Raw genomic sequence first — 24,101 nt, 5'->3', positions numbered from 1 at the left:
CTTACAGCGCGCCCAAAACCGCCTCGGCGGATGAATTGGCAAGTCCTGATTCGTCTACGCCAAGCCATTCGACAACGCCATTGTTCAGGATCATCGCGTAGCGCTTGGAGCGTATGCCCATGGCACCATTGCTCATGTCACGTTCCATACCCAAGGCGCGCGTGAACATACCATTACCGTCAGAAATCATGCGAATCGCGTCACCCACGTTCAGGTGTTCACCCCAGAATTTCATGACGAAAGGATCATTGACCGCAACGCAAAAAATATTATCGATGCCCTTAGCCCGTATCGCGTCATTGAGCACCATAAAGCCCGGTACATGCGCGTCCGAACAGGTGGGGGTAAAAGCCCCCGGCACGGCAAACAGTACAATACGTTGTGCAGCCGTCATTTCCGTTACGGAACAACCGTTCAACCCCTGTTCACCGCGATGATACAAGGTCGCTTCCGGCAGTTTTTGTCCCACTTCAATCATGGCTCAATCTCCCTTACATTTCGCTTTTACAGAAAAAACCCGCATCCGATTGAATGCGGGTATAAGCACATTTCACAGCATGCGATCAGATGCGACCGTACACCTCGGCGCCTTTTTTCACAAATTCAATCGACTTTTCTTCCATGCCTTTTTTGATGGCTTCGATCTCGTCGACACCCAGTGTTTCTGCGTAGTCACGCACATCTTGGGTGATTTTCATCGAGCAGAAATGCGGGCCGCACATTGAGCAAAAATGCGCCACCTTGTGCGCTTCGGCTGGCAAAGTTTCATCGTGGTATTCACGCGCGCGCTCCGGATCGAGACCCAGATTGAACTGGTCGGCCCAACGGAATTCAAAACGCGCCTTGGATAGAGCGTTGTCGCGCACCTGCGCGCCGGGAAACCCCTTGGCCAAATCGGAAGCGTGGGCGGCGATCTTGTAAGTAATCACGCCTTCGCGCACGTCGTCTTTATCCGGCAAGCCCAGATGCTCTTTTGGCGTGACATAGCACAGCATAGCGGTACCGTACCAACCGATGTTCGCCGCGCCGATGCCACTGGTGATGTGGTCATATCCGGGCGCGATGTCGGTGACCAGCGGGCCCAAGGTATAAAACGGCGCCTCGTAGCAATCGGCCAGCTCTTTGTCCATGTTCTCTTTGATCATCTGCAACGGCACGTGGCCGGGGCCTTCGATCATTACCTGCACATCGTGTTCCCAAGCGATTTTGGTCAGCTCGCCCAGCGTTTGCAGTTCGCCGAACTGCGCCGCATCGTTCGCATCAGCAAGGCAGCCGGGGCGCAGGCCATCGCCCAATGAGAATGAAACATCGTAGGCTTTCATAATCTCGCAAATCTCTTCGAAATGCGTGTACAAAAAGCTCTCTTGATGATGCGCCAGGCACCATTTGGCCATGATCGAGCCACCACGGGACACAATGCCCGTCACACGCTCGGCCGTCAGCGGCACATAGCGCAGCAGCACACCGGCGTGGATGGTGAAGTAATCCACGCCCTGCTCCGCCTGTTCGATCAAGGTATCGCGGAAAATCTCCCAAGTTAGGTCTTCGGCCTTGCCGTTGACCTTTTCCAATGCCTGATAAATCGGCACGGTGCCGATCGGCACGGGTGCATTGCGCAAAATCCATTCGCGGGTTTCGTGGATGTTCTTGCCGGTGGACAAATCCATGATGGTATCCGCGCCCCAGCGAATGCCCCAGACCATCTTTTCGACTTCTTCGGCGATACCGGAAGTGGTGGCGGAATTGCCCAGATTGCCGTTGATTTTGGTGCGAAAATTCCGCCCGATAATCATCGGCTCGATTTCGGGGTGATTGATGTTCGCCGGGATAATGGCGCGGCCACGGGCGATCTCGTCGCGCACAAACTCCGGCGTGATGACATCGGGAATGGATGCTCCGAAAGACTCGCCCTTGTGCTGACGCAGCAGCGCTTTGTAGCGCGGATCGGCACGCATTTCTTGCAGGCGGTTGTTTTCGCGGATTGCCACGAATTCCATTTCAGGCGTGATGATGCCTTGGCGGGCGTAATGCATCTGCGAGACGTTTTTGCCCGCTTTCGCCTTGATGGGTGTGCGGATATGACCGAAACGCAAGCCAGCGGTTTTAGGATCATTCAAACGCGCCAAACCATAATCAGACGACGGGCCGCTGAGCGTTTCGGTATCGGCACGCTCGGCAATCCAGCTCTCGCGCAGAGGCTCTAACCCCTTGAGCAGGTCAATTTTGACCGCAGGGTCGGTGTACGGGCCGGAGGTATCGTAAATCGTGATCGGCGGATTGATTTCCACGCCGCGATCACTGCGGGTCGGCGTTAAAGTAACCTCACGCATCGGCACGCGAATGTCTGGGCGCGAACCTGTCTGGTAAATTTTGGCACTGGCCGGAAACGGTGCGATGACCGATTCGGACAACCCGGCCGTTTTAGCTAAAAAATCATTCGGCACTGCGCTCATGTCAAACCCCACATAAATGAATGAGTGACTTGCAGGCGGAACGGCACGGGACTTAACGGCCGACTTCCCTCCGCCGGTGCAAGCCGGATCAGGTTCCAAGGGACTCTCTCAGCGACACACTAAAATTAAAACGTGCCGCACCCCCAGTCGATGGAAGAGAACGTATATCAGGCGAGGCCAAAAGTCCAACTTGATTAGCAGGGTATTTGCCCGTGCGACGGAATATCGTGATCGATGAGTCACGTAGCGCCTACAGGGAAGCACGCAGAATCCGGTACAGTCGCCAATCAGCATGCGCACCCAATTCACCCGGCCATAATCATGGTCATAGCCGTCCGCATTCGGTATATTGGCGGGCTGATTGATCATTCGATCCGAAGGGTTTCCTACGGTATTGAACCCAAGCATTATTCGACAGGCAATAATTGACAGGATTTTCCCGCATGATGGCTTTTGATACTGAACGCGCCCGCTTCAATATGGTTGAGCAACAAATTCGCCCCTGGGATGTACTGGACAAACGGGTACTCGACACTCTGTTCAAGATCCCTCGCGAACAGTTTGTGCCTGCTGAACAGCGTCAATTCGCCTTCTCAGACACAGCGCTGCCGATCGGCCACGGTGAAACCATGTTGCCACCGGTCGTCGAAGGCCGAATCCTGCAATCGTTGGCCGTAGCACCCAACGAACGCGTTCTGGAAATCGGCACAGGTAGCGGATTTTTCACCGCCTGCCTGGCTCATTTGGGACAAAGCGTTCACAGCGTGGATATTCACCCCGACTTCACCCAATCGGCCGCAGAAAAACTCGCCGAGCTGAATATTGATCGGGTGGTGCTCGAGACCGGTGATGCCGTCAACGGCTGGGCCAGCAACGAACGCTTTGACGTGATCGTTCTGACCGGAGCCGTACAACGCATTCCCGAATCCTATCGGCAACAGCTCAATGTCGGTGGCCGGTTGTTTGCCATCGTCGGCTCGGAACAGAACATGTCCGGCATCATGATAACGCGCCAAGCGAACGATCAATTCGATACACAAAACCTGTTTGAAACACACACACGCTATCTCAAGGGTGCCGAACCCAAACCGCAGTTCTCGTTTGCGTGAGTTCAAACCGGATTCGGCATCACTTATCAATGGGAACCATGCAAAATCCCCCTCGTTCCCCCTCTTACAAAGAGGATGTGTCTATGCTTGAAACTGGGTTGATCTACTCCCTTTGAAAAAAAGGGGGGTATTGTGGAATTTACCGGGTCACACCTGAAGCATGATGGATTTCTGCATTCGCACAGAGAATACCTACCCATTTGGGCGCTCTTTGAGCTAGTGTACTGATAGCTGGCTAATAATATGACGAGGAATTAATCATGAAGAGTCACCCTCAATCCCAGCGGTTGAAACAAACCGTACTGGCAATGCTTATGGTCGTCGGTGCGTACGGCACGCCCGCTCTTTCAGCCAACCTGATGGAAATCGTGACACTCGCGGAACAGAACGATCAAACGCTGCTTGCCGCCCAGCAGAAACGGTTGTCCATTCAGGAAAACACCCCCATTGCACGATCAAACCTGCTTCCGCAAATTGGCGCCAGTGCGGGTTTGGATTACAAACGAACCGAGATCAAATCAAACGGCATTCCCAATGCACCTACCGTGATTGAAGGCAGTGGCCGCACCTTGGGATTAAGCCTGAACCAGGTCATTTACAACCGGATCGATAACCTCAATCTCGGCATTGCCGATCTTCAGGCCAAGCAAGCCGATCTCGACTTTGCAGCCGCCCAGCAAGATCTGCTTTTGCGTGCCAGCACGGCCTACTTCGCCGTGCTGCAAGCCAATGCCAGCCTACAACTGGCTATTGCCAGTCAAACAGCATTCAAAAACCAATTGGCTCAAGCGCAAAAACGCTACGAAGTCGGTTTGGTCGCCGTAACCGATGTCGCCAATGCGCAAGCCAATTACGACAAGGCCAATGCCGACATCATCACCGCTCGAAATGCGCTTGAGAATGCTCAATCCGCCTTGGCGACCATCACCGGCAAAGAGCCCACCGAGCTCGACGATGTGCGGACAAACCTTTCGACGCCTCGCCCGGATCCGGCGAATTCCAATGATTGGGTCACGCTGGCAGCCAAGCAGAACATTTCGCTCCAAAGCGCCCAAATCGGTGGCCAGATCAGCCAGGAAAATATCGCCATCAACCGCGCAGCACGCATGCCCACGGTCGATCTGACCGGGCAATACGGCTACAACAGCACACCCAGCCAGTTCAATGGCAGTGAATCCAGCAACGTTGCTGCCAGCATTGGGTTGCAGGTCTCCGTGCCGCTCTATAACGGCGGTCGGATCAATGCCAAGTCACGCCAGGCTGCCTACCAATATCAGCAGGCCCAGAACGAGATCGAAAACCTGCGCCGTACCGTGCAACAGGGCACGGCCAACGATTATCGCGGCGTAATCACCAGCATCAGCGAAATCACCGCGTACGGACAATCGGTCGAGTCTGCCCGCACCAGCTTGGCGGCGACTGAAGCCGGTTATCAGGTTGGAACCCGCACCATCGTTGATGTGCTCAATGCGCAGATTCAAGTGTTCAGTGCCATGGCAAACTTCCTGAACGCCCGCTACAGCTACCTCACGAACTACCTGAAACTCAAAGGCGATACCGGTCAGCTTTCACTCGATGACATCAAAGCCGTCAATGCCCAGCTTGTGCCGGGCAAAATCAACGCCTTAATTGCACCACTAATGAACAGCGGGAACGAAAGCTCAAAATCGCAACAGCAAATGATCGAGCGCGTCATCCAACGTGCGGCGAAAACGGTCGAGTCCAAAGCGGCAGATCAACACTAAAATCTGAGTTATCCGAACACCCATGCCCGCCGCCACTCATCCCGTTCGCGCCATGATCCTTGCCGCTGGGCGGGGTGAACGCCTCCGGCCGCTCACCGACCACACCCCCAAGCCGCTGATCCCCGTGCAAGGCAAACCGCTCATCGTTCATCACATAGAACGGCTGGTGGCGGCGGGGATCACCGACATCGTCATCAACCTCAATCATCTGGCCGAGCAAATTCCTGCCGCATTGGGTGACGGAGACCGCTGGAACGTTCGCCTACACTTCTCATGGGAAAACCACCTGAGCGAGAATCTGGAAACCGCCGGCGGCATTCGCCATGCCCTACCCTTGCTCAGTGACACATTTATCCTCGTCAATGGCGACATCTTCACCGACTTTCCATTTGAAGAATTGCTCAATCACACGCTCAGCCCTGAAATCGATTTTCGACTGTTGATGGTCACCAATCCCGAACATCACCCCAAGGGCGATTTTGCGCTTAATCAACAACGACTGGAATTATGTGAAGCGCACACGACAGAGACGGGTGAGTGCCTAACCTATGCAGGCATTGGCCTCTATAAAAAATCGATGTTTTCCGGATTGCCGGAAGGACGGCGTGCGCTCGGCACGCTGCTAAAGGAAAAAATCGCAGCTCGGCGTGGTCAGGGCCTGCTCTTTACGGGGGCGTGGATTGATGTCGGCACTCTGGAGAGGCTGCAACAGGCCGAGTAATCAAATCTCAGATGAAGACCAGATAAGTGGGATAGCTCAAACGCTAATACGCGTTTTTGTGAACAAACCCACGAAACACCGTCAGAAATATGATTTTCAAATCAAATGCCAATGACCAGTGCTCGATATAATACAGGTCATACTCAATGCGCTTTTGCATTTTATCCAGGGTGTCCGTTTCGCCCCGCCAACCATTGACCTGCGCCCAGCCCGTGATGCCCGGCTTCACCTTGTGGCGAAGCATGTACCCGGCAATTTGCGATTTATACAGCTCGTTGTGCTCAACGGCATGCGGACGCGGGCCAACAATGGACATCCGCCCTTGCAGCACATTAATGAATTGCGGCAGCTCATCCAGACTCGTCCTTCGCAAAAAGGCACCGAAGCGGGTTACTCGACCATCGCCCTTCACAGCCTGGGGAACATCCCCTTCCTCGTCCGCGCCATCTTTCATGCTACGGAATTTATAAATATTGAAGGGTTGTCCATCCCAACCGTGGCGTTTCTGTTTGTATAACACTGGCCCCTTGGAACTGAGCTTTACCCCCAAGGCAATCACCAAAAACAACGGGCTGATGAGCAGCAAAATCAATAAGGAAAATACTCGATCTTCAACGCCTTTCACTAATCGATTCGCCCCGGTCATAGGTGAAGCCGATAAATCGATCATCGGCACATCCATAATCTCAGACACGCCATGATTGATTAAAAACAGGCCGAACAAATCCGGCACAAAACGCACATTGGCGGTTGAGAATCGCAAGTTCTCCAGCACGCTTTTGAGCTGCTGACTTTGATCCAGCGGAACCGCGATCCACACCTCATCGATCTGATGCGAGGATACGTAATCGAACAACTCGTTCAGCGGATGAATCTCATGCCCGGCGATACCGGTATCATCAGGGCGTTCGCCAAAAACACGCACCACGTCAAAACCTGCCCAGCCTTCCTTTTCTGCGCGGTTGATCAAATTCAACGCCTGAGGGCCGCAGCCCACAACCACCGCTTTACGATGGTTCAACCCTCGCTGGCGTAGCCCGCGTAAAACGAAGTAGACCGCCACCCGTTCGATAGCCAATGCCAAGCCGCTGACTAGCCACCATTGGGCTAACCAGAGCCGTGAGAAGGTCTCCGCTTCCTTCACCAAAACCAGTGAAATCATCAGGATCATCAACACCAACGACCAAACGCCCACCACACGTAGGGCGGGAGAAGCCAAGCCTCTTGCGCGCCACGAGTCGTACACACCCAGCAATGGGAATACCAAAGCCACGAGCAGGCCGCCGATCACCATCAAGGTGCCATAGGTGGCAGGCAGATGGGAAACTTCTCCACCAAAACGCAGCCAAAACGCGAACAAGCCCCCCAATCCGACCAACAGCACATCCAAAGTGCGCGTGACCGCCGAGATCAAAGCCGAACGTGAGCGTAAAAGCGCGGTGGACATAAATTGAAGAGAACCTAACAGTTTAAGCAATTACCCAATATAAACACTTAACCACGCAAGGAAAGCACCATCGAGAGCGGTTTCTAACCTTAATGGTCACGATTGCCCGTCAATGAAGCATACAGAGCTAGAGTATCCACGGCCATCCGTTCAACGTTGTAATGGTCCAGGGCACGTTCTCGACCAACATCGCCCAGCGCCTGTGCATACTCTGGCGACTCGATAAGCAAATTCAAAGCTTGCGCCAAGGCTTCGTCATCTTCCGGTTGCACAGTCAGTGCACACACACCTTGAGGCGCCACCTCATTCACCCCGGTACCCAAATTCGTATTCACGATTGGCTTCCCACACAGCATCGCTTCGGTCTGAACAATACCAAATGCCTCTGTCGTTGCCACCGAAGGCAAACAGAATATATCGCAGGCATGGTAGTAAACCGGTAGCTCTGCATCTGGTATCGAACCGACGAATACCACCTGCCCCGCAGATTCGGTCGAAAGGCGTTCGGCCAATTGCGTCAGCTCCGGCGTCAACGGCCCGCCACCGCCAAGTAGCAGGACGGCAGGCACTCGACTCATGGCTCGGATCAGCACATCAAAGCCCTTGTAATAAACATGTCGCCCCAAGGCGAACACAATGGGGCGTCCTGCATAGCGGGTACGAAGCGCCGCAACTGAGTTGCTGACGCTCGGTGCCAGTTCGAATGGCGCAGGATCGATTCCATATGGAATCACATGACGATGCGCAGTATCGGCAAAGATATCAATTTGCGCGGAGGCCATATGCGTCTTTGTAGCGCCGATCACCGCATCAGGTTTACAAAAGAATATGGGGGCCAACGCCCGATATATCGGCCCGAGGAAACGTTGTTTCACAATATCGCTATGCCAGCTCACCACCCATGCGGGGCTGCCGGGAATCAGGCTGGCTACGAGATGCGCAAAAGGGTCCGGCCAATGCTGATGCACGATATCGAAAGGTTTTTCTCTGGCTAACTGCCGGGCACGTAGAATCAATCCCAGCGCAAGCGGTTGGCTGGAAAAACGGGCGCGCACAAAAACTGGCTCAATTTGAACCCCATCAACTCGACGAGAGTTTGCGTCCGCATCCAGGGTATAGGCCAGAACGATGACATCAGCACCCTGCGCGGCTTGCGCACGCGCCAAAACTTCAACATGCCGCTCTATGCCACCCGCGCGTTCGAATGCGAATTTACCGAAGTGAAGAACACGAATAGTCACGTATTCACCTTAGCCAAGCTGTTTGTAAACGGCCATTGTCTGCTCGGCGCATTTAGCCCAAGTAAACGCTTGGACACGCTCCAAACCAAGTTGCATATATCGAGACCTCAAGGAGGAATCATCCAAAAGACTGAATAGCCCATGGCGAATTTCATCCACTGAAAGCGGATTCACCTCCAGAGCCGCCCCCCCGGAGACCTCTGGCATGGAAGTCACATTCGACGTCAAGACTGGCGTTCCACTGGCGAACCCTTCCAGAACAGGCAGACCAAACCCTTCGTATATGGAAGGGTATGCAAACACAGCAGCCGAGGCATACAAATCCAGAAGTTGGGAACGGGGCAAATACCCCGTCCGGATCACCTCCCCGCGTCGCTCCATCTGTTGAATCTGACGTTGCAAGTCAGAATCATTCCAACCACCGCCGCCAGCCAAGACCAAGGGGTAATCGCGGCGAACGCCTTCGGGCAACGCACCGTAGGCGTTCAACAACCTTTCCAGGTTTTTTCGTGGCTCCAAAGTCCCAACCGACAGGACAAAACCACGATAGCTCAAATTAAATTGACGCAAGGTATTCAGAGTTTCTACTTCCGGTCGAGGATGAAAAGCCTCATCAACCCCAAGGTGGGTGACAACAATTTTTTCACCGGACACAGGAAATACATCAAGAATCTCATCCTTCACAAACACCGAGTCAGTCAGGACAAAATCTGCTAAACCAATCGCCCGTTTGAGATGACGATTGAGAAATGCCACACGTTCCGCCGGATGGAAATCTGGATATCGAATATGGGACAAATCATGAACGGCTATTACCTGCTTACCCGAATATCTAGTGGGTATGTAATTCGGCTCATGATAAATAAAACCCGCTTGGGCGAACTTGTTTAAAGCAAATTGACTGGCGATATTCCTCAATTGGTACCTGAGTTCATACATACCTGGAATTGATCGTGCGGCGCGGCGTACGGCGTCGATCATTAGCGGTGAAGATTTCACGCCTTCCTTTACTCGTTTTTCTGTTTGATTATCAAAGCCACTTAACCAAAGACGTAACTCGTCACCGGAAAGAACCCTCGTTCCAAGGAACCCGGCGACTTCATCCAAATCACGGAAGTGAACCAACTCCATGAGGAGTCTCTGTGTGTATACAGCAATTCCGGCCCCAGCCCGAGCAAGTGGATGGAGATTCAAAAGGATCTTCATAAAGCAGATCCACTACCAGGGGAATCACTACTTTCGATAAACATCCATTGCAAGGTCACCTCTAATGGTCTTGGCACACTATGTCCCACCAACGACTCCAAACGCGCACGGCTTCCACGCAATACAGGAATTTCATTCGCACGGACAAAGGCGGGGTTCACCCGCACTTCAATTTCATATCCAGCCAAACGCCCCACCTCACTCAGTACAGTACGCAAAGCGATAGCCCGGCTGCTGCAGACATTCACTGCCAGCGAATGCGCATCAGACTCCAAAAGTGCCACGTAGGCATCAACCGTATCTCGAACATCTGAAAAATCCCGGCTCACGTCCAAGTTCCCCAATTCGATCACTGGCGCCTTGCGTTTGAAATGCCCGACAATTTTCGGGATTAGAAACTGTTCGGTCTGCCCGACGCCCGTATAGTTGAATGGTCGAGCAATCACAATCGAACACCGATCGAAATAGGTGTGCACCATGTGCTCCATCGCCAACTTGCTGGTTGCGTAGTGGTTTACGGGTGCCGGACACACTGACTCGTCAATGACTTCGATATTCGGCGTGCCATAAATGTTGGCTGAACTGGCGATCAACACACGAGGTGGTTGTGGCAGTTCCACGAGTGCCGACAAAAGGTTGAGGGTGCCAAACAGGTTTACTTGATAAAAATCATCTGGCTTGCCATGCCCCACAAAAGCGATCCCCGCCAAGTGAACGACATGCGTGGGCTGAACTTGGTGTATAGCAATCCGAACCGCTTCAGCATCGGTCAAATCTACGGGAATACATGAATCCGCCCCGCAGTCCGGATTACCCAACCCCACCACACGATAGCCGCGCGTCTTCAACGCGGAAACCATGTATCGTCCGGTGAATCCTGAGGCACCAGTCACCAAGGCATTATTCATATGACAAAACTCAGATTAGAAGAGGTCCGACAAGACCTCTCCGAGAGTGACTAAAATGAGAAGCCTATTTCATTGCGACGCAAGTCTGCTTCCACCATCATCCGGCACAACTCTTCCAGCGTGGTTTTTGGCTCCCAACCCAATTCGCGCTTGGCCTTTTCGGGGTTACCGATCAGAAGCTCGACTTCAGCCGGGCGATAGAATTTGGGATTGATTGCAACAATCGTCTTACCGGTGGCCGAATCGATACCGCGCTCTTGCTCGTTCTTGCCTTCCCATACAATACTGATGTCCGCCGCCTTGCAAGCCATCGTCACGAAATCACGCACTGTCTCTGTCCGATTCGTTGCCAGCACATAGGTATCCGGTTTGTCTGCCTGCAGCATGCGCCACATACCCTCGACATAGTCCTTGGCATAACCCCAATCGCGTTTTGCATCCAGATTGCCCAATTCCAGCACGTTTTGCTTGCCCAGTTTGATTTTGGCGATATTGTCGGTAATTTTACGGGTAACAAACTCACGCCCACGAAGCGGAGACTCATGGTTGAACAGAATGCCGCTGCTACCAAAGATACCGTAGCTCTCGCGGTAATTAATGGTCATCCAGTGGGCATATAACTTGGCCACTCCATACGGGCTACGTGGATAAAACGGTGTGCTTTCGATTTGAGGGATGGCCTGCACCTTACCGAACATTTCGGAAGTTGATGCCTGGTAAAAGCGAATTTTCGGGTTCACAATCCGGATCGCTTCCAATAGGTTCAACGGCCCAATGCCGGTAATCTCCGCAGTGGTCACCGGCTGGTCGAAGGAAACGCCCACGAAGCTCTGAGCAGCCAAATTGTAGACCTCGGTTGCCTCCGTGGTTTGCAGCAAACGAATTGCAGAGCTCATATCAGTCAGATCGAATTCGACCAGATGCAAATTCGGGTGCTTGTCGATGCCAAGTTCTTCTATTCGCCAAAAGTTGACTGAACTTGTGCGGCGGTAAGTGCCATAAACGACATTGCCCTTCTCAAGCAAAAGCTGAGCAAGATAAGCGCCGTCTTGGCCAGTGATGCCGGTAATGATTACTGTTTTCATAATGCGTACTCCACCAGGAAATTCTAATCGGCCCAGGTCAGGAAGAAGGGATATAGATCAAAGTCATGCTGCCAACCAAAGGTCCTCACAACTGCCCCTAATAATCATTTAACTGTCACATGCACCATCAATCGAGCAGGTTCGGGTACCAATGCCCCAGAACCTGCAAGCGATGACGGACGAGTTCACCTACAGCGGTCGGGCTAAGTTGTGCCTGTATATCCTTTGCAGCACGGCGCCCCATCTGTTCCATCAGATCAGGCTGAGTAACTAGCTGGCTCAGACACCACGCCGCGTGCTCGACATCCGCTTCAGCCCACAACGGCCCGGCCGGATATGCACCCAGATCGACGTCAAGCGGCTTGAGCTCATACTTGACCGGCATCGAGTTTTCATGGGTCATGAAGTCCATATTGCCGGACCAGCCCGTCGCGATTACCGGCTTGCCGAGATACATCATCTCCGCCGGCGCCAGTCCAAATCCTTCGGCCCGATGCAAGGACAGCAGAATATCGCAGCAAGATTGCAGATCCCATGTTTTCTGACGCGAAAAGAACTCATCAATGAAGTAGACATGGGGCAGGTCGGCCACGCTCTCCTTGAGTTCGGCATAGGCCTCCTTGTGGTGTTCACTATTGATGGTCTTGAGCACCAATCCCAGGTTCGGGTTCTGCTTCGCCGCGATACGGAATGCTTCAACCGCAGCCTGCGGGTTCTTTCGGTACTGGTAGGAGTGGAAATCGTACATGACCAGCGCAAGCTGCCGGTCATCCGGCAACCCAAAATCGCTACGCCTTACACCAGCAGAAACCTGCAACTGCAAAGAGTGCGGCACCTTGTACACCGGCACCGGCGAGACCGATGCCAACGCATCCTGCACAAAGGAAGTTGGAGCCCATACCTCATCTACATGGGCAAACGCACTCATGTAACGGATGGGCAACTCAGGCTGCTCCCAATGCCAGAAACCGATGGTGTAGTCGGCCCGCTCTCTTCGAGCGGACTTGAGATGGCGAGCCGTCGCGGCGGTTTGATCAGCATTGACATACAGCATGTCTATCTTGAAGTGACGACTTGCCGCTTTATTTTCAACGCTACTATCACTTTGGCGGTTAGAATTCTGATAACCAACATCAAAGAGAGAGAAGTTGATGCTGCTAGCCTCGCATGCACGCGCCAACGAGCGAACCGCTTCTCCTACGCCCGATTCTGCCTTTACATAGCCCACCAGATTCATACCAGTCGGGCACGGTAACTTCCTGATAGTGAAGAGAGGCTGGTCCGTCACTCGTCGAGAAACTACGGGGCCAGAGTCGTCATCGTCATTGCGTTGGGAAGCGGCACCTTTGGCGCGACGCTGCGAAACAGCATGCGGGGGGCGATAGGCAAAGAAGGACCAATGACGACCAAGCTTATCGAATAGTCGCGACAATGGTTCCGTCGCCAGTGTCCTGACGCGACGAGGGGTGTATTGCACTTCGTTAGCAAAACGCAAGAGTCGGGCCGGCCAACCGGGCATGCGTCGGGCTTCAGAAGAAATACCGACCGCCAACACCGAGCGCGCCATACCAAATTTACTGCCCATACGGGGCCCAAAGTAAGCCACCCCAGCAGGATCGGCCGCACGGCCTAAAAGACTCTCGTACAACGTCTGCACTCGATGCTCGTAAGCCGGGTCAACGATGCCCATCATTCCAGCAGCATTGAGTTCAGGCAACAACTCAAAACTAAGTAGCTCTGGGTGAGCAAACGGTTTTCCATCACATTCCGCTTGCAGTTCAGGGTCTTTTCGGAAGCGAGCACGTTCTCTTCCTTCAATAGCCGTACCATCGTCATAGCAAGCAAAGCCGTAAGGCAGTCCCTTATAATGACCTATACCATTGGCGATAACGTCTTTCGCGTAATTCTCAAATAAGAAGCGCGCAACCGTATTCAGGTTTTTAAAAGTAAAGCGATTCTGATGCTTTGAAACCGAGTGCGTATTTTCGGGGTTAAGGCCACTAAAGTGGAAGAAAACCAAGGGGTCCCCATTTGCCGAAATCGAATCGCCCTCGCCACTCAATATACGTTCCCCAACATTCCAATAGGCCACGTTGTAACCTTGGTGACGGAGTATGGCCACGTTGTCAAACATACCTGGCACCAAGTCCATCCAACTCTGATCAACGAAAATGCCCTTGTCGACATCTACGACACAGTCGTGATGCAACTTACCCTGCCACCACTCAAGCATACGGTGGGTGTTACCACTATTGCGAACAGCACAGAAGCCAAGGTTATATGTGCCTGCACGGCGAATATCGAGCTCAGTTGGGCGAAAATCATCCTGAATAGGTTCGAGCAGGTGAGGCGTTAAAACAATATCACTGCCACTTCGCAACAACCCGGTCACTTCATTTAGTGGGCGATATAGACGGATATCCGGGTCAATGTAGATTACCTCGTCGTGACCAGCTTTTAGAAGATGCTGCATCGCCCATGGCTTTACTGCCGTATTCAACTCCAGAACGGTGTACTGATAAAAAAAACTGTCGCCATCAGGTAGGTTGATCGCACTCATCGGAATCGTTTCGAACTCATCGCTCAATTCATGAGCATGGCTCAAATCTCGATCGACGATGACGCAATAACGCTTCGCCTCTGGGTGTTGCTCCGCAACACTTTTCAGCAAGGTTCTTGCAAAATGCAGATAATTATTACTAACAACCGTGAAGATGGCAGTAGTGGTCATTTAGATCACCTATTCACTATTTCTAAAATTTAAAAGGGGCGCGAAGTATGGCAAGCCATGTTGAAAAAGAACGTCTCAACGGCCAAGTCCGCGCTACTTCCTGTTAATCCAACGCAATGGCTTTGTAATTTTCCACGAATTGCTTTGGTAAACTCGATACAACTCATCATTACAATCCACGGCGAAACTACTTACTTGTTCAGCGCGTAATAGAGCTTCCCGGCAACTAGTTAAGTTGTATACAGCCCCGGCCTCCTGATGATTAGCGCGCTTATTCACTTGAGATGCAGTATCGGCAAAGCGAAGTGCCACCATACGAGCCTTCGAAGCGTCTCGAATCAATTTTCCCTCTTCAACAATACCTTTCGGCCGATATTCATGCTGCCAATGCAGCGCCTGAGACAAAGTGCCCGAGTCATACACGCGCGCAAATAGTTGATGGGCAAGATCCTCGATTGGTTCGAAAAATGCGCGATCTTCTTCCGTGTAAACGGCCATTGGGATATGACAATCAGAAAGATCAACCCCGTGTATGCCAAAACCCAGAAGAACGTCAGAGATCGATTGCAGATAATCAGGATCAACACTGAGTCGATCTATATTGATATCAAAATCAGAAAGTTGTTTGTTCTCGATGAGGCTATAGAACCAAAGAACATAAAAGATCAAATACCGACTCTTGGCATCTAGGGCAACCTGCTGAAAACATTGAAACTCTTGATCAAATCGACTATTCCTAACCTCTTCTAAGCACAACTCTGAACGCAAGAGGGCGATAATTGGCGGTGGATTGATGGCATTTATAATGGCGAGATTCACGGTATCGAAATAACCATTGACCTGGTAAGACCACCATTGATCCCATGGATTGCGCCATAGGTAAATATGTACCCCGCCAAATTTTCGTTTCAAGTGTGGTAAACGACCGAATGATCGGCAGCATTGGAGCACTGGCCGCCCCTTCGCATGACAAATCAGGATATCTGTGTATTCGTCAAATTGTGAGCATATTGTAGTATCGAAAAAGCTGTCATAACTGATGCATTTCTGAAAGCTATCGCCAATGTGTTCACGAATTGCATGAAATTCGTAGAAATAAGGTTTATCGAGTTTCGTGTGCCGTAAAACAGAACTTGTACTCTCATGAATTTCAAGAACAGTTTCAGGACTATCTTTTAACTGAGAGAGAATTTCATTAAATGGCTCCTGATAACACCAATAATTCGTGCCGGCACGCCGAAATCGATCAAAAATCCAAGTACTTCCAGAACGAAATAGGGAATGGATGAAGATTGGCTCCTGACTTTCTTGCATTAAAAATCCTTCCCAATTAAATTTTCGACTACTGAAATCTGCCTTTCCAAAAGCAAGGAATCACTACGAGTCTCAACATTCAGTCGCAGCAGCGGCTCGGTATTTGAACCTCTTAAGTTAAATCGCCAATCGTCGAACTCCACGCTAACGCCATCTGTACGATCAATTTTGGGGTTCATGGGGGAGAAGTGAGCCAATACGCGGTCAATGGTGCCCTGTACATCGTCGATGCGATAATTGATTTCACCGCTGCAGGGGTAAGCCGCCATGCGTTCATCCACTAATTCGGCGAGCGTTTTGCCGGTTTTGCTCATGAGCTCGGTGATAAGTAGCCATGGGATCATGCCTGAATCGCAGTAGCCGAAATCACGGAAGTAGTGATGCGCGCTCATCTCGCCGCCGTAAATGGCATCTTGCTCGCGCATGATCTGCTTGATGAAGGCGTGGCCGGTTTTGGACTGGATGGGGATGCCGCCCGCCTGTTCTACTTGCTCGATGGTGTTCCAAGTCAGGCGCGGGTCGTGAATGATTTTTCCACCGGGATGCTTGGCAAGCAGGGTTTCGGCCAGCAAGCCAACCAGATAATAACCTTCGATGAAACGGCCTTTGGCATCAAACAAAAAGCAACGATCAAAGTCGCCATCCCAAGCGATACCGAGATCAGCGCCTTGTTCGATAACAGCCTGTGAGGTCGCGTCGCGCATTTCGGGCAAGAGCGGGTTGGGGACGCCGTTTGGGAAGTTGCCGTCCGGCTGTTCGTGAATGTAGTGAATATCGAACGGCAGATGCTTTTCCAACAGCCTCATGACTGGGCCGGCACCGCCATTGCCGGGGTCGGCCACGATTTTGAGCGGTTTGAGGGCGCGGTGGTCTATGTAGCCGAGCAGATGTTGGATGTAGGCGGCTTTATTGGTGTCGGTGGTGATTTTGCCGTGTGGCTTTGGTGTGTTTTCCCCCTCACCCCATCCCTCTCCCACTAGGGGAGAGGGGGTTGAATCCGCACGAGCATCATGACGCCACTCATCACCCCCAACGCGAAGCTGGCGAAGCCCCCCCTCTCCCGCGAGGGAAGAGGGGGGATTTGCGATGCTGTCGCGGATGGCGAACAGGCCGGTGTCGCCACTAACGGGGCGCGCGCCTTCGCGCACGAGCTTCATGCCGTTGTAGCCCTTGGGATTGTGGCTGGCGGTAACCATGATGCCGCCGCCTACGCCTTGCGCTTCGCGGTGAAAGGTCTGGAAATAGACTTCTTCGGTGCCGCACAGGCCGATGTCGATGACATCAGCGCCCGCCTCGGTGATGCCGCGCATCAAGGCTTCGGCCAGCATGGGGCTTTCGAGGCGCACATCGTATCCGACCACGACGGTGCCGGGATTGATTTCATCAACAAACGCGCGCCCGATACGGTAGGCGAGTTCGGCATCGAGTTGCGCGGGCACTTGGCCGCGAATGTCGTAGGCTTTGAAGCAAGTCAAGTCCATATCAAGAGCGCCCATAGTTGTCTTGCGCGCGGACAATGTCGTCTTCACCCAAGTAATCGCCGCTTTGCACTTCGATCATCACCAGATTGATCACACCGGGGTTTTCCAATCGGTGCATATGCCCTGCGGGAATGAATGTAGATTCATTGGTATTCAATAAAAACACCTTGTCGCCATTGGTGACGCGCGCCATGCCGTTAACGACAATCCAGTGCTCACTGCGATGATGGTGCATCTGCAAGGAGAGCGTTGCGCCGGGTTTGACTTCGATGCGCTTCATTTTGAAACGCTCGCCTTCTTCAAGCACGGTATAGGTGCCCCAAGGGCGGTGTACGGTTTGGTGAAGAAGATGGCTTTCATGACCGCGCGCCTTGAGTTCGGCTACCACGTCGCGCACGTCTTGAGCGTGATCTTTGTGGGCGATTAACAATGCGTCGGGCGTATCAACCACAATTAGATTTTCGACACCCACGGTCGCCACGAGGCGATGCGGACTACGAACAAGACAGTTATTTGTGTTGATAGCGATCACTTCCCCATCAAATACATTACCCTCGGCATTAGAAGGGGACGCATCGGCAAAAGCTGTCCAGGAACCGATGTCGGACCAACCCATATCGGCGGCAACAACGGCAACGCGCTCGGAGCGCTCCATGATGGCGTAATCAATTGAGATATCCGCCATTCGTTCAAAATCATCTGCCTTGAATTCAACCATGTCCATTCCGGCCACGTGTATCTGATTGGCATGCTCAACCGCGACCTGGCAAGCCGCGAGCAACTCGGGCGCATGGCGTTCGAACTCGGCGAGGATCGTGCTGACCTTGAAGCAGAACATGCCGCCATTCCAGGAGTAGCGACCTGAGTCGATATACGCTTGAGCCGTCTCACGATCCGGTTTTTCAACAAACTTGCGAACGCGATAAGCGACACCTTCTTCAAGAGCGAGTGGTTGCGCATCACGCTCTATATAACCGAAGCCGGTTTCCGGTGATTGCGGAGTGATCCCAAAGGTGACCAACCAATCTTGATTAGCGACGTTTTCCGCCACTTGAACGGCCTCGGAAAATGCGCCAACTTCCGCGATCAGATGATCTGCTGGCAAGATGAGCATCAATGCGTCAGAGCCTGCACGAATTTGCAAATCCAGTGCGGCCAAAGCAATTGCTGCTGCCGTATTTTTCCCGGTTGGTTCCAGCAATAAACGTGGCTGTTTGGCTACAGAGCCACGCAGAGCATCCGCCGTGAGGAAACGGAGCGATTCATTAGTGATTACGGTCAACGGCCCGGCAGAGGGAAGCTGTTTGATCCGTTCAATCGTTTTATCAAACAGGGTCTGCCCATCGACCAAGGGCATAAACGGTTTGGGGAATGCCTTGCGTGAAGCGGGCCACAAACGGGTGCCTGCGCCGCCACTTAATATGAATGGATAGATCATCGGATCAATTCTCTTTTTTATTAAAATCTGTAGCCACGATTACTTTGCCATGGCTCAACTCGAATACCCGATCACACAATTCCCCCAGAAGTTTGTGATCGTGCGAGGCGAACACGAAAATTTCGGCATTCGCGATCAGATCACGCATGCGGGCTTTGGCTTTTTCCTGAAACCCGGCATCGCCCGTGCCGAACATTTCATCGACCAGCAGGATTTCCGGCTGGCCACTGGTAGCAACGGCGAACATGAGCCGCATGGTCATGCCGGACGAATAGGTACGCACGGGCAGGCTGAGAAAATCACCCAATTCGGTAAATTCCTCGATATCCGGTATTTTCGTGCGCATTTCCTTGAGTGGAATACCCATGAGCATGCCCATACGCAGGATATTCTCATAACCGGACAACTCGGGGTCCATGCCCGAACCGATTTCCAGCACTGTTGCCGTGCGGCCTTCGCGGATTACTCGCCCGCTATCCGGTGTGTAAATGCCTGCCATGGTGCGCAGTAACGTGCTTTTACCGGCACCGTTATGGCCGATCAAGCCGATCGAATCGCCACTTTTCAACTCGAAGCTGACATCATCCAGTGCGGTGACCGCGACAGTTTGCCCTGCTTCTGCGGCGATTTTCCCACCGGTGGCGATCCGCATGAATTGATGCCGCAGCGATTGCGCGCGCGCGTTATAGATGGGGTATCGGATCGATACATGCTCGAAAATTAGATGCGCCATGGGTTAAATCCAATACGGGATGCGGGTGCGGCGGGTGTGAAACAGCCAGAGGGTCACGAGCCAGCCGATCACGGTCATACCCAAAAGCACCGGCCAGACGAACCACGGGCTCGGGTGCCCCAGCAGCGGATCGCGCACGGTTGAAATGAAATAGCTGAACGGGTTGAGCCAAACAATCCAGCTACCCACGCCCAGTTGCTCGGCTTTGAACAATACCGGCGACATGAAAAACAGTAGCGGCATGAAGTTGGTGATGGCCGTTTCGGTATCGCGATATCGAGCGGCGAACATGCCGACAAACAAGCTCATCCAACTTAAATTAAGAACAGTCAGCAAAAAGGCAGGCAACGCCAGCCACGCACTCCAGTGCCATTCCGGCGGGTAAATGAGGAACACGATAACAATCACGACAGCGTTATGCGCCAGGTTAATCAGGTGCCGCAAAATGAGTTTCAACGGATGAAAGAACATCGGCAATTGCACATTGCGAATAAGCTGCGCGTTCTGCACAAATACCTGACTGCTTTCGGTGATGATTCCGGCAATAAACCCCCAGAGAATCAAACCCACGGTGAGCAACGGAATGAACTGCGCCTTGTCCATCTTGAACAGGGTGCTCCAAACGAAGCCCAAACCCCCGACACCAATAGCTGTGCCGAGTGTGAGCCAGAACGGCCCCAGCATGCTGCGCTTGTAGCGTGCTTTGGTATCACTCCAAGAAAGAAACAACGCGGCGGGCATGTTGGCCAACGCGCGAACGATATCGGATCGGGTATCACCGGAACGGGAATTCATACGGGATTCTTATTGAACGAAAGACGGCATGATAGCGGTTTAATCTGGGGTGATAAACCAAAAACCAGTATCAGATACCAGGGGGAAGCTCGAAAACCCAGTCATTCCTGCGTAGGCGGGAATCCAGCGCCTTGATTTTCTGGGTTTCCGCTTTCGCGGGAACGACGAATCACGGGTAGCTCGAAAAACCAGTCATTCCCGCGTAGGCGGGAATCCAGCGCCTTGATTTTTCTGGGTTCCCGCTTTCGCGGGAACGACGAATCACGGGTATTTCGAAAAACCAGTCATTCCCGCGCAGGCGGGAATCCAGCGCCTTGTTTTTTCTGGGTTCCCGCTTTCTCGGGAACGACGAATCACGGGTATCTCGAAAAACCAGTCTTTCCCGCGTAGGCGGGAATCTGGCGCCTTGATTTTTCTGGGTTCCCGCTTTCGCGGGAACGACGAATCACGGGTATTTCGAAATGCCCTTGTACAAAACAGAAGGAATGGAGTCAAACAATGCCTTCCTGATCGAACAACTGCCACCACTGCGCTCGGGTATTTTTCCGCGTTTTAGACTGATACATGGTGGCGTCGGCCTTGCGCAGCAGGGTGTCGCCATCCTCACCGTCCTTCGGGTATAGGGCGAACCCACCGGACAAACCAACGGTTGCGAACCGATCCGGGGCTACTTCAAAACCTTCTTCAAAACCTTCTTCAACCGCTTCGTGCAGACGGCTGAGCGCCAATTGCAGATGGGCTATGGCATGATCCGGATCGATATCGCCGATCACGACGACGAATTCATCCCCACCCAGACGCACCAGGAAATCTTGCGCGCGCAGACGTGCACGCAAGCGCCCCGCCAGCTCTCTTAAAAGGCGATCACCCGTTTCATGCCCGAACTGATCGTTGACTGGTTTGAAATCATCCAGATCCATCATCCCAAGCGCCAGCATCCGACCATTCTTTTTAGACCGTGCAAGCGCTTGAGGTAAATATTGCTCCAGGGCGAAGCGGTTGGGCAGATCGGTCAGGCGATCATGTCGGGCGCGATAAGCCTCTTCGGACTGAAGTGAAACGAGACGCTGTTTGTTGTCCAATTCATCCAAACCACGCCCCAACAGTTCGGCTACCCGTTCACACAGCTCGACGGTTTGAGGATCGAAGACGTCATGATCTTCACAGACAAAGCCCATAACCGACCATAGCTCTCCGCCGCGTCTTACGGGCGTGACCAATGCTGAATGCCACCGATGCGCTCTGAGAAACGGATGGTATTCCGCGAGGCGCGCGTTACCCAACAAATCATTTTCAATGGCTGTTTTCTGGGTCAGCCATGCGCGCACGATAAGCTGATCTCGTGCATCCTCGGCCACCACTGAGATGACATTTTGCAACGCTGCGGCGCCACTACCGGTAGAAGCGAGGACATCCATGACGCCATCGGCATTTGGCTTTCTCAAGTAGATGGCATTAAAAGGGGTTTCTTGTACCAGTTTTTCGCAGGTGCCAAAGAGCATATCGGGCACTGTTTGCGCGCGCAGCACAACGTCTGCCTGCTGCATGAGCGCACGATACAAGCCTTGCAGGCGCATGATCTGGTTGCGCTGCCGGATGTTCTGCAAACCACGCTCGATATTCAGCACGAGGTTATCAAAAAATGAAATAGCGTCCTGATCGAGGATGTCTTCACTGTGACCGCATATCGTAAGCACCGCCGTCAGTGTGCCATCTATATGAATCGGCAAGGAAACGGTACTTCGCGCAACACTTTGCCCCCCTCGACCATCTGTCGAAGGGATCTCGTATGTGAGGAGTATGGTTTGATTTTCGTGCCAGCAGCGCTGAGCCGTATGCTCTCTCATCAATTTTCCGGAAGACAACGGCTGCTCACTCTGCATGGGGAGACAATCCGAATGCCAATTCAGCTCGCCCGAGGATGCAAGAACATCAAAACCGCCGCCACCTGGCAGCGGCGAACCGATCCAGACCAGTTTCAGCGCATTGTTCTGACTCAGGACTTGGCAGACAAAGTCGTACAAATCATGGTCTTTGACTTGCTGCATGTTGGCCGGATCGGCACTGAACTGATTGAGCTCTGATAATAGCTCCCGGAAACCGGCAATACGGTGCAAACGTTGTGCCTGCGTCTCACGCTCGGTCGCATCCAGAACAGTCCAAACGCTATGTTCGCCCTCGTTATCGATAAACATTCGACCCGAGACATCACATTGCAACAATTTCCTGTCCCGACGCACACAAACCATCGATTGCCGTTGCACGACCTGCGATTTGCTCATTTTGGAAAAGGCTTTGTCTAGACGGGCATATTCAATATCGCTGGCAAAAAAATCCCGAACCGGCATCCCCACCATGTCGTCAAGGCTGTAACCGAACATGTGCGCTGCCTGGGGATTACAGCTTTTGATCACTCGACCCTGCACCAGAAATACACCAACAAACGCGTTGTTGAACAGAGCGTTTTGCAGCTTCCGGGCATCCAGCCGATCCAGCCCACGCGATATGCTCAAAGCCAGTTCTCGAAGTACATCCTGCAATGGCCCATCAAAGACATCGGGTTCTGCGTGATAAACGGCCAGCACGGCGAACATTTTACCGCCGCGTAAAACAGGCAATGTGGCGGTTGCCTTCAACCCGAATTGACGCGCCCTCGATTGCCACGGCTGCAAAAACTCGGAATGTTCGAAAGAAGTATTGAAATAGGCTTGCTCCGAACGCCAGGTTCGACCCATCGTACCCTGCCCTTCCGGCAAATCGGGGTCGGCTGAAATGTACAAACCGTCGGTATAGCCGGTCGCCCCTGAGGCGGCCAGAAAGCGGAATCGGAGGGTTTCATCGGGGCGAGCGAGCAAAACCAGCTTCAGATGGGCGTAGCGCACGGCAAGATCACAGAGCGGTTGCAACAGTTCTCGCTCACTCTCGACCGAAACGATCTTCTGGTTTACCTTCGCCAACATGTGATTGAAATCGATCAAGCGGCTTTTCTGATCGGTCAACCGCTGGCGTTGCATCATCTGATACTCGTGATGCAACAGGGCACTGACAAGCGTCGCCGCAAACTGAAGCAGCAGGATATCGTCATCCGTAGGCACATCCGAAACCATCCCGGACAAGGCAAAGGTGCCCAGCAACCGATCATTATGGAACAGAGGTAAAGACCAGCAGGAACGAAGATGCCATTGCTGCGCCAGCGGGCGCAAATCATCCCAACGACTGTCCGTTTCGATATCGGACACCAAGGCGGGTACTCCGGAATGAGCCGCGCTGCCACATGAACCGGCATGCGCACCGGGCGTCAAGCCATCGAGCTGATCAATAAGCCCCTGAGGCGCGCTGGGTGCGGCAAACACGTGCAGCCTTTCGTCGCCGTCGCCCGCCCACATGACGCTGGCGATTCTTCCCGGGCGCATCTGCTCTATCCGAAGACAAATACGCGCAGCAAGATCCTTCGGCGACTGGCCAGCCACAAGGTCCCGCAGAACGGATGTGGACAGATCGAGAAAAGTGTCTGCAGGGCTGGTCATGAATCAGGACGATTCCTTGTTATCAATGCGCCGAGCGACTTAATTCGCGGCACAATCGGTCTTCTGTGATCTTCATTCTAAAGCCTGAAGATCAGTTAAATCGCATCATCATAACCAATTTACATACTCAGGCACTCAATTTGCGCCAGCCCTTTCTTCTCCCCAAA

At 52.8% G+C, this 24,101-nt stretch carries 17 protein-coding genes and 1 riboswitch; of the genes, 3 read left to right on the top strand and 14 right to left on the bottom strand.

Features of this window, described 5'->3' with window-relative positions; all coding sequences use genetic code 11:
* Window position 1: 1 nt before the first annotated feature.
* Together HNEAP_RS02515 and thiC are read right to left on the bottom strand one after the other, a co-directional pair.
* Complete coding sequence (locus HNEAP_RS02515) at window positions 2-478, bottom strand: peroxiredoxin (RefSeq protein WP_012823392.1); 477 nt, start codon at window positions 476-478, stop codon at window positions 2-4.
* Window positions 479-563: 85 nt separating this feature from the next.
* Window positions 564-2,453: a phosphomethylpyrimidine synthase ThiC gene (thiC, locus tag HNEAP_RS02510; RefSeq protein ID WP_012823391.1), complete on the bottom strand. Its 1,890-nt coding sequence runs from the start codon at window positions 2,451-2,453 to the stop codon at window positions 564-566.
* A gap of 48 nt (window positions 2,454-2,501) precedes the next feature.
* Window positions 2,502-2,608: riboswitch (TPP riboswitch) on the bottom strand.
* Window positions 2,609-2,896: 288 nt separating this feature from the next.
* Here thiC and HNEAP_RS02505 point away from each other — a divergent pair.
* The 3 genes from HNEAP_RS02505 (at window position 2,897) to murU (ending at window position 6,028) form a co-directional block, all read left to right on the top strand.
* Window positions 2,897-3,562: a protein-L-isoaspartate O-methyltransferase family protein gene (locus HNEAP_RS02505; protein ID WP_012823390.1), complete on the top strand. Its 666-nt coding sequence runs from the start codon at window positions 2,897-2,899 to the stop codon at window positions 3,560-3,562.
* A gap of 260 nt (window positions 3,563-3,822) precedes the next feature.
* Window positions 3,823-5,307, top strand: coding sequence for a TolC family outer membrane protein (locus HNEAP_RS02500; RefSeq protein ID WP_012823389.1), 1,485 nt, complete (start codon window positions 3,823-3,825; stop codon window positions 5,305-5,307).
* Between the two features lie 22 nt (window positions 5,308-5,329).
* Window positions 5,330-6,028 (top strand): N-acetylmuramate alpha-1-phosphate uridylyltransferase MurU, encoded by a 699-nt coding sequence (gene murU, locus HNEAP_RS02495; protein WP_012823388.1) that lies wholly within the window; start codon window positions 5,330-5,332, stop codon window positions 6,026-6,028.
* 43 nt (window positions 6,029-6,071) lie between these two features.
* Here murU and HNEAP_RS02490 read toward each other — a convergent pair whose 3' ends face one another.
* The 12 genes from HNEAP_RS02490 to HNEAP_RS12135 all read right to left on the bottom strand — a co-directional run bounded on the left by HNEAP_RS02490 (window position 6,072) and on the right by HNEAP_RS12135 (window position 23,934).
* On the bottom strand, window positions 6,072-7,475 hold the full coding sequence (locus tag HNEAP_RS02490) for an undecaprenyl-phosphate glucose phosphotransferase (RefSeq protein WP_012823387.1): 1,404 nt from the start codon (window positions 7,473-7,475) through the stop codon (window positions 6,072-6,074).
* An 89-nt stretch (window positions 7,476-7,564) separates the two neighbouring features.
* On the bottom strand, window positions 7,565-8,716 hold the full coding sequence (locus HNEAP_RS02485) for a glycosyltransferase (RefSeq protein ID WP_012823386.1): 1,152 nt from the start codon (window positions 8,714-8,716) through the stop codon (window positions 7,565-7,567).
* A 9-nt stretch (window positions 8,717-8,725) separates the two neighbouring features.
* On the bottom strand, window positions 8,726-9,847 hold the full coding sequence (locus HNEAP_RS02480; RefSeq protein WP_166636016.1) for a glycosyltransferase family 4 protein: 1,122 nt from the start codon (window positions 9,845-9,847) through the stop codon (window positions 8,726-8,728).
* Window positions 9,848-9,918: 71 nt separating this feature from the next.
* Window positions 9,919-10,830, bottom strand: coding sequence for an NAD-dependent epimerase/dehydratase family protein (locus HNEAP_RS02475; RefSeq protein ID WP_012823384.1), 912 nt, complete (start codon window positions 10,828-10,830; stop codon window positions 9,919-9,921).
* Between the two features lie 50 nt (window positions 10,831-10,880).
* Complete coding sequence (gene gmd / locus HNEAP_RS02470; RefSeq protein WP_012823383.1) at window positions 10,881-11,915, bottom strand: GDP-mannose 4,6-dehydratase; 1,035 nt, start codon at window positions 11,913-11,915, stop codon at window positions 10,881-10,883.
* A 127-nt stretch (window positions 11,916-12,042) separates the two neighbouring features.
* A complete protein-coding gene (locus HNEAP_RS12140; RefSeq protein WP_012823382.1) occupies window positions 12,043-14,646 on the bottom strand; it encodes a glycosyltransferase in 2,604 nt (867 codons plus the stop codon).
* A gap of 93 nt (window positions 14,647-14,739) precedes the next feature.
* Window positions 14,740-15,960: a hypothetical protein gene (locus tag HNEAP_RS02460; RefSeq protein ID WP_012823381.1), complete on the bottom strand. Its 1,221-nt coding sequence runs from the start codon at window positions 15,958-15,960 to the stop codon at window positions 14,740-14,742.
* A complete protein-coding gene (locus HNEAP_RS02455) occupies window positions 15,960-17,441 on the bottom strand; it encodes a phosphohexomutase domain-containing protein (protein WP_012823380.1) in 1,482 nt (493 codons plus the stop codon). Before HNEAP_RS02455 ends, HNEAP_RS02460 begins: the two co-directional genes overlap by 1 nt.
* A 1-nt stretch (window position 17,442) precedes the next feature.
* Window positions 17,443-18,879 carry a mannose-1-phosphate guanylyltransferase/mannose-6-phosphate isomerase gene (locus tag HNEAP_RS02450; protein ID WP_012823379.1) on the bottom strand — a complete coding sequence of 479 codons (1,437 nt, stop codon included), beginning with the start codon at window positions 18,877-18,879 and terminating at the stop codon, window positions 17,443-17,445.
* Window positions 18,880-18,883: 4 nt separating this feature from the next.
* Window positions 18,884-19,612 carry an ABC transporter ATP-binding protein gene (locus HNEAP_RS02445; RefSeq protein ID WP_012823378.1) on the bottom strand — a complete coding sequence of 243 codons (729 nt, stop codon included), beginning with the start codon at window positions 19,610-19,612 and terminating at the stop codon, window positions 18,884-18,886.
* 3 nt (window positions 19,613-19,615) lie between these two features.
* A complete protein-coding gene (locus HNEAP_RS02440; RefSeq protein ID WP_012823377.1) occupies window positions 19,616-20,407 on the bottom strand; it encodes an ABC transporter permease in 792 nt (263 codons plus the stop codon).
* Window positions 20,408-20,898: 491 nt separating this feature from the next.
* On the bottom strand, window positions 20,899-23,934 hold the full coding sequence (locus tag HNEAP_RS12135) for a sensor domain-containing diguanylate cyclase (protein WP_012823376.1): 3,036 nt from the start codon (window positions 23,932-23,934) through the stop codon (window positions 20,899-20,901).
* Window positions 23,935-24,101 lie beyond the last annotated feature (167 nt).

The sequence above is a fragment of the Halothiobacillus neapolitanus c2 genome (assembly GCF_000024765.1).
GTDB classification, from domain to species: Bacteria; Pseudomonadota; Gammaproteobacteria; order Halothiobacillales; family Halothiobacillaceae; genus Halothiobacillus; species Halothiobacillus neapolitanus.
Note: the sequence above shows the minus strand (reverse complement) of the source record. Positions and strands in the feature narration are given on the sequence as shown.

Excerpts from the sequence above, each read along its gene's own strand:
- HNEAP_RS02440 (WP_012823377.1), bottom strand. The coding sequence starts at position 20,407 with ATGAATTCCCGTTCCGGTGATACCCGATCCGATATCGTTCGCGCGTTG.
- HNEAP_RS02505 (WP_012823390.1), top strand. The coding sequence starts at position 2,897 with ATGATGGCTTTTGATACTGAACGCGCCCGCTTCAATATGGTTGAGCAA.
- HNEAP_RS02455 (WP_012823380.1), bottom strand. The coding sequence starts at position 17,441 with ATGGACTTGACTTGCTTCAAAGCCTACGACATTCGCGGCCAAGTGCCC.
- HNEAP_RS02500 (WP_012823389.1), top strand. The coding sequence starts at position 3,823 with ATGAAGAGTCACCCTCAATCCCAGCGGTTGAAACAAACCGTACTGGCA.
- HNEAP_RS02515 (WP_012823392.1), bottom strand. The coding sequence starts at position 478 with ATGATTGAAGTGGGACAAAAACTGCCGGAAGCGACCTTGTATCATCGC.
- HNEAP_RS02445 (WP_012823378.1), bottom strand. The coding sequence starts at position 19,612 with ATGGCGCATCTAATTTTCGAGCATGTATCGATCCGATACCCCATCTAT.
- HNEAP_RS02475 (WP_012823384.1), bottom strand. The coding sequence starts at position 10,830 with ATGAATAATGCCTTGGTGACTGGTGCCTCAGGATTCACCGGACGATAC.
- HNEAP_RS02480 (WP_166636016.1), bottom strand. The coding sequence starts at position 9,847 with ATGGAGTTGGTTCACTTCCGTGATTTGGATGAAGTCGCCGGGTTCCTT.
- HNEAP_RS12135 (WP_012823376.1), bottom strand. The coding sequence starts at position 23,934 with ATGACCAGCCCTGCAGACACTTTTCTCGATCTGTCCACATCCGTTCTG.
- HNEAP_RS12140 (WP_012823382.1), bottom strand. The coding sequence starts at position 14,646 with ATGACCACTACTGCCATCTTCACGGTTGTTAGTAATAATTATCTGCAT.
- HNEAP_RS02460 (WP_012823381.1), bottom strand. The coding sequence starts at position 15,960 with ATGCAAGAAAGTCAGGAGCCAATCTTCATCCATTCCCTATTTCGTTCT.
- murU (WP_012823388.1), top strand. The coding sequence starts at position 5,330 with ATGCCCGCCGCCACTCATCCCGTTCGCGCCATGATCCTTGCCGCTGGG.
- HNEAP_RS02450 (WP_012823379.1), bottom strand. The coding sequence starts at position 18,879 with ATGATCTATCCATTCATATTAAGTGGCGGCGCAGGCACCCGTTTGTGG.
- HNEAP_RS02490 (WP_012823387.1), bottom strand. The coding sequence starts at position 7,475 with ATGTCCACCGCGCTTTTACGCTCACGTTCGGCTTTGATCTCGGCGGTC.
- thiC (WP_012823391.1), bottom strand. The coding sequence starts at position 2,453 with ATGAGCGCAGTGCCGAATGATTTTTTAGCTAAAACGGCCGGGTTGTCC.
- gmd (WP_012823383.1), bottom strand. The coding sequence starts at position 11,915 with ATGAAAACAGTAATCATTACCGGCATCACTGGCCAAGACGGCGCTTAT.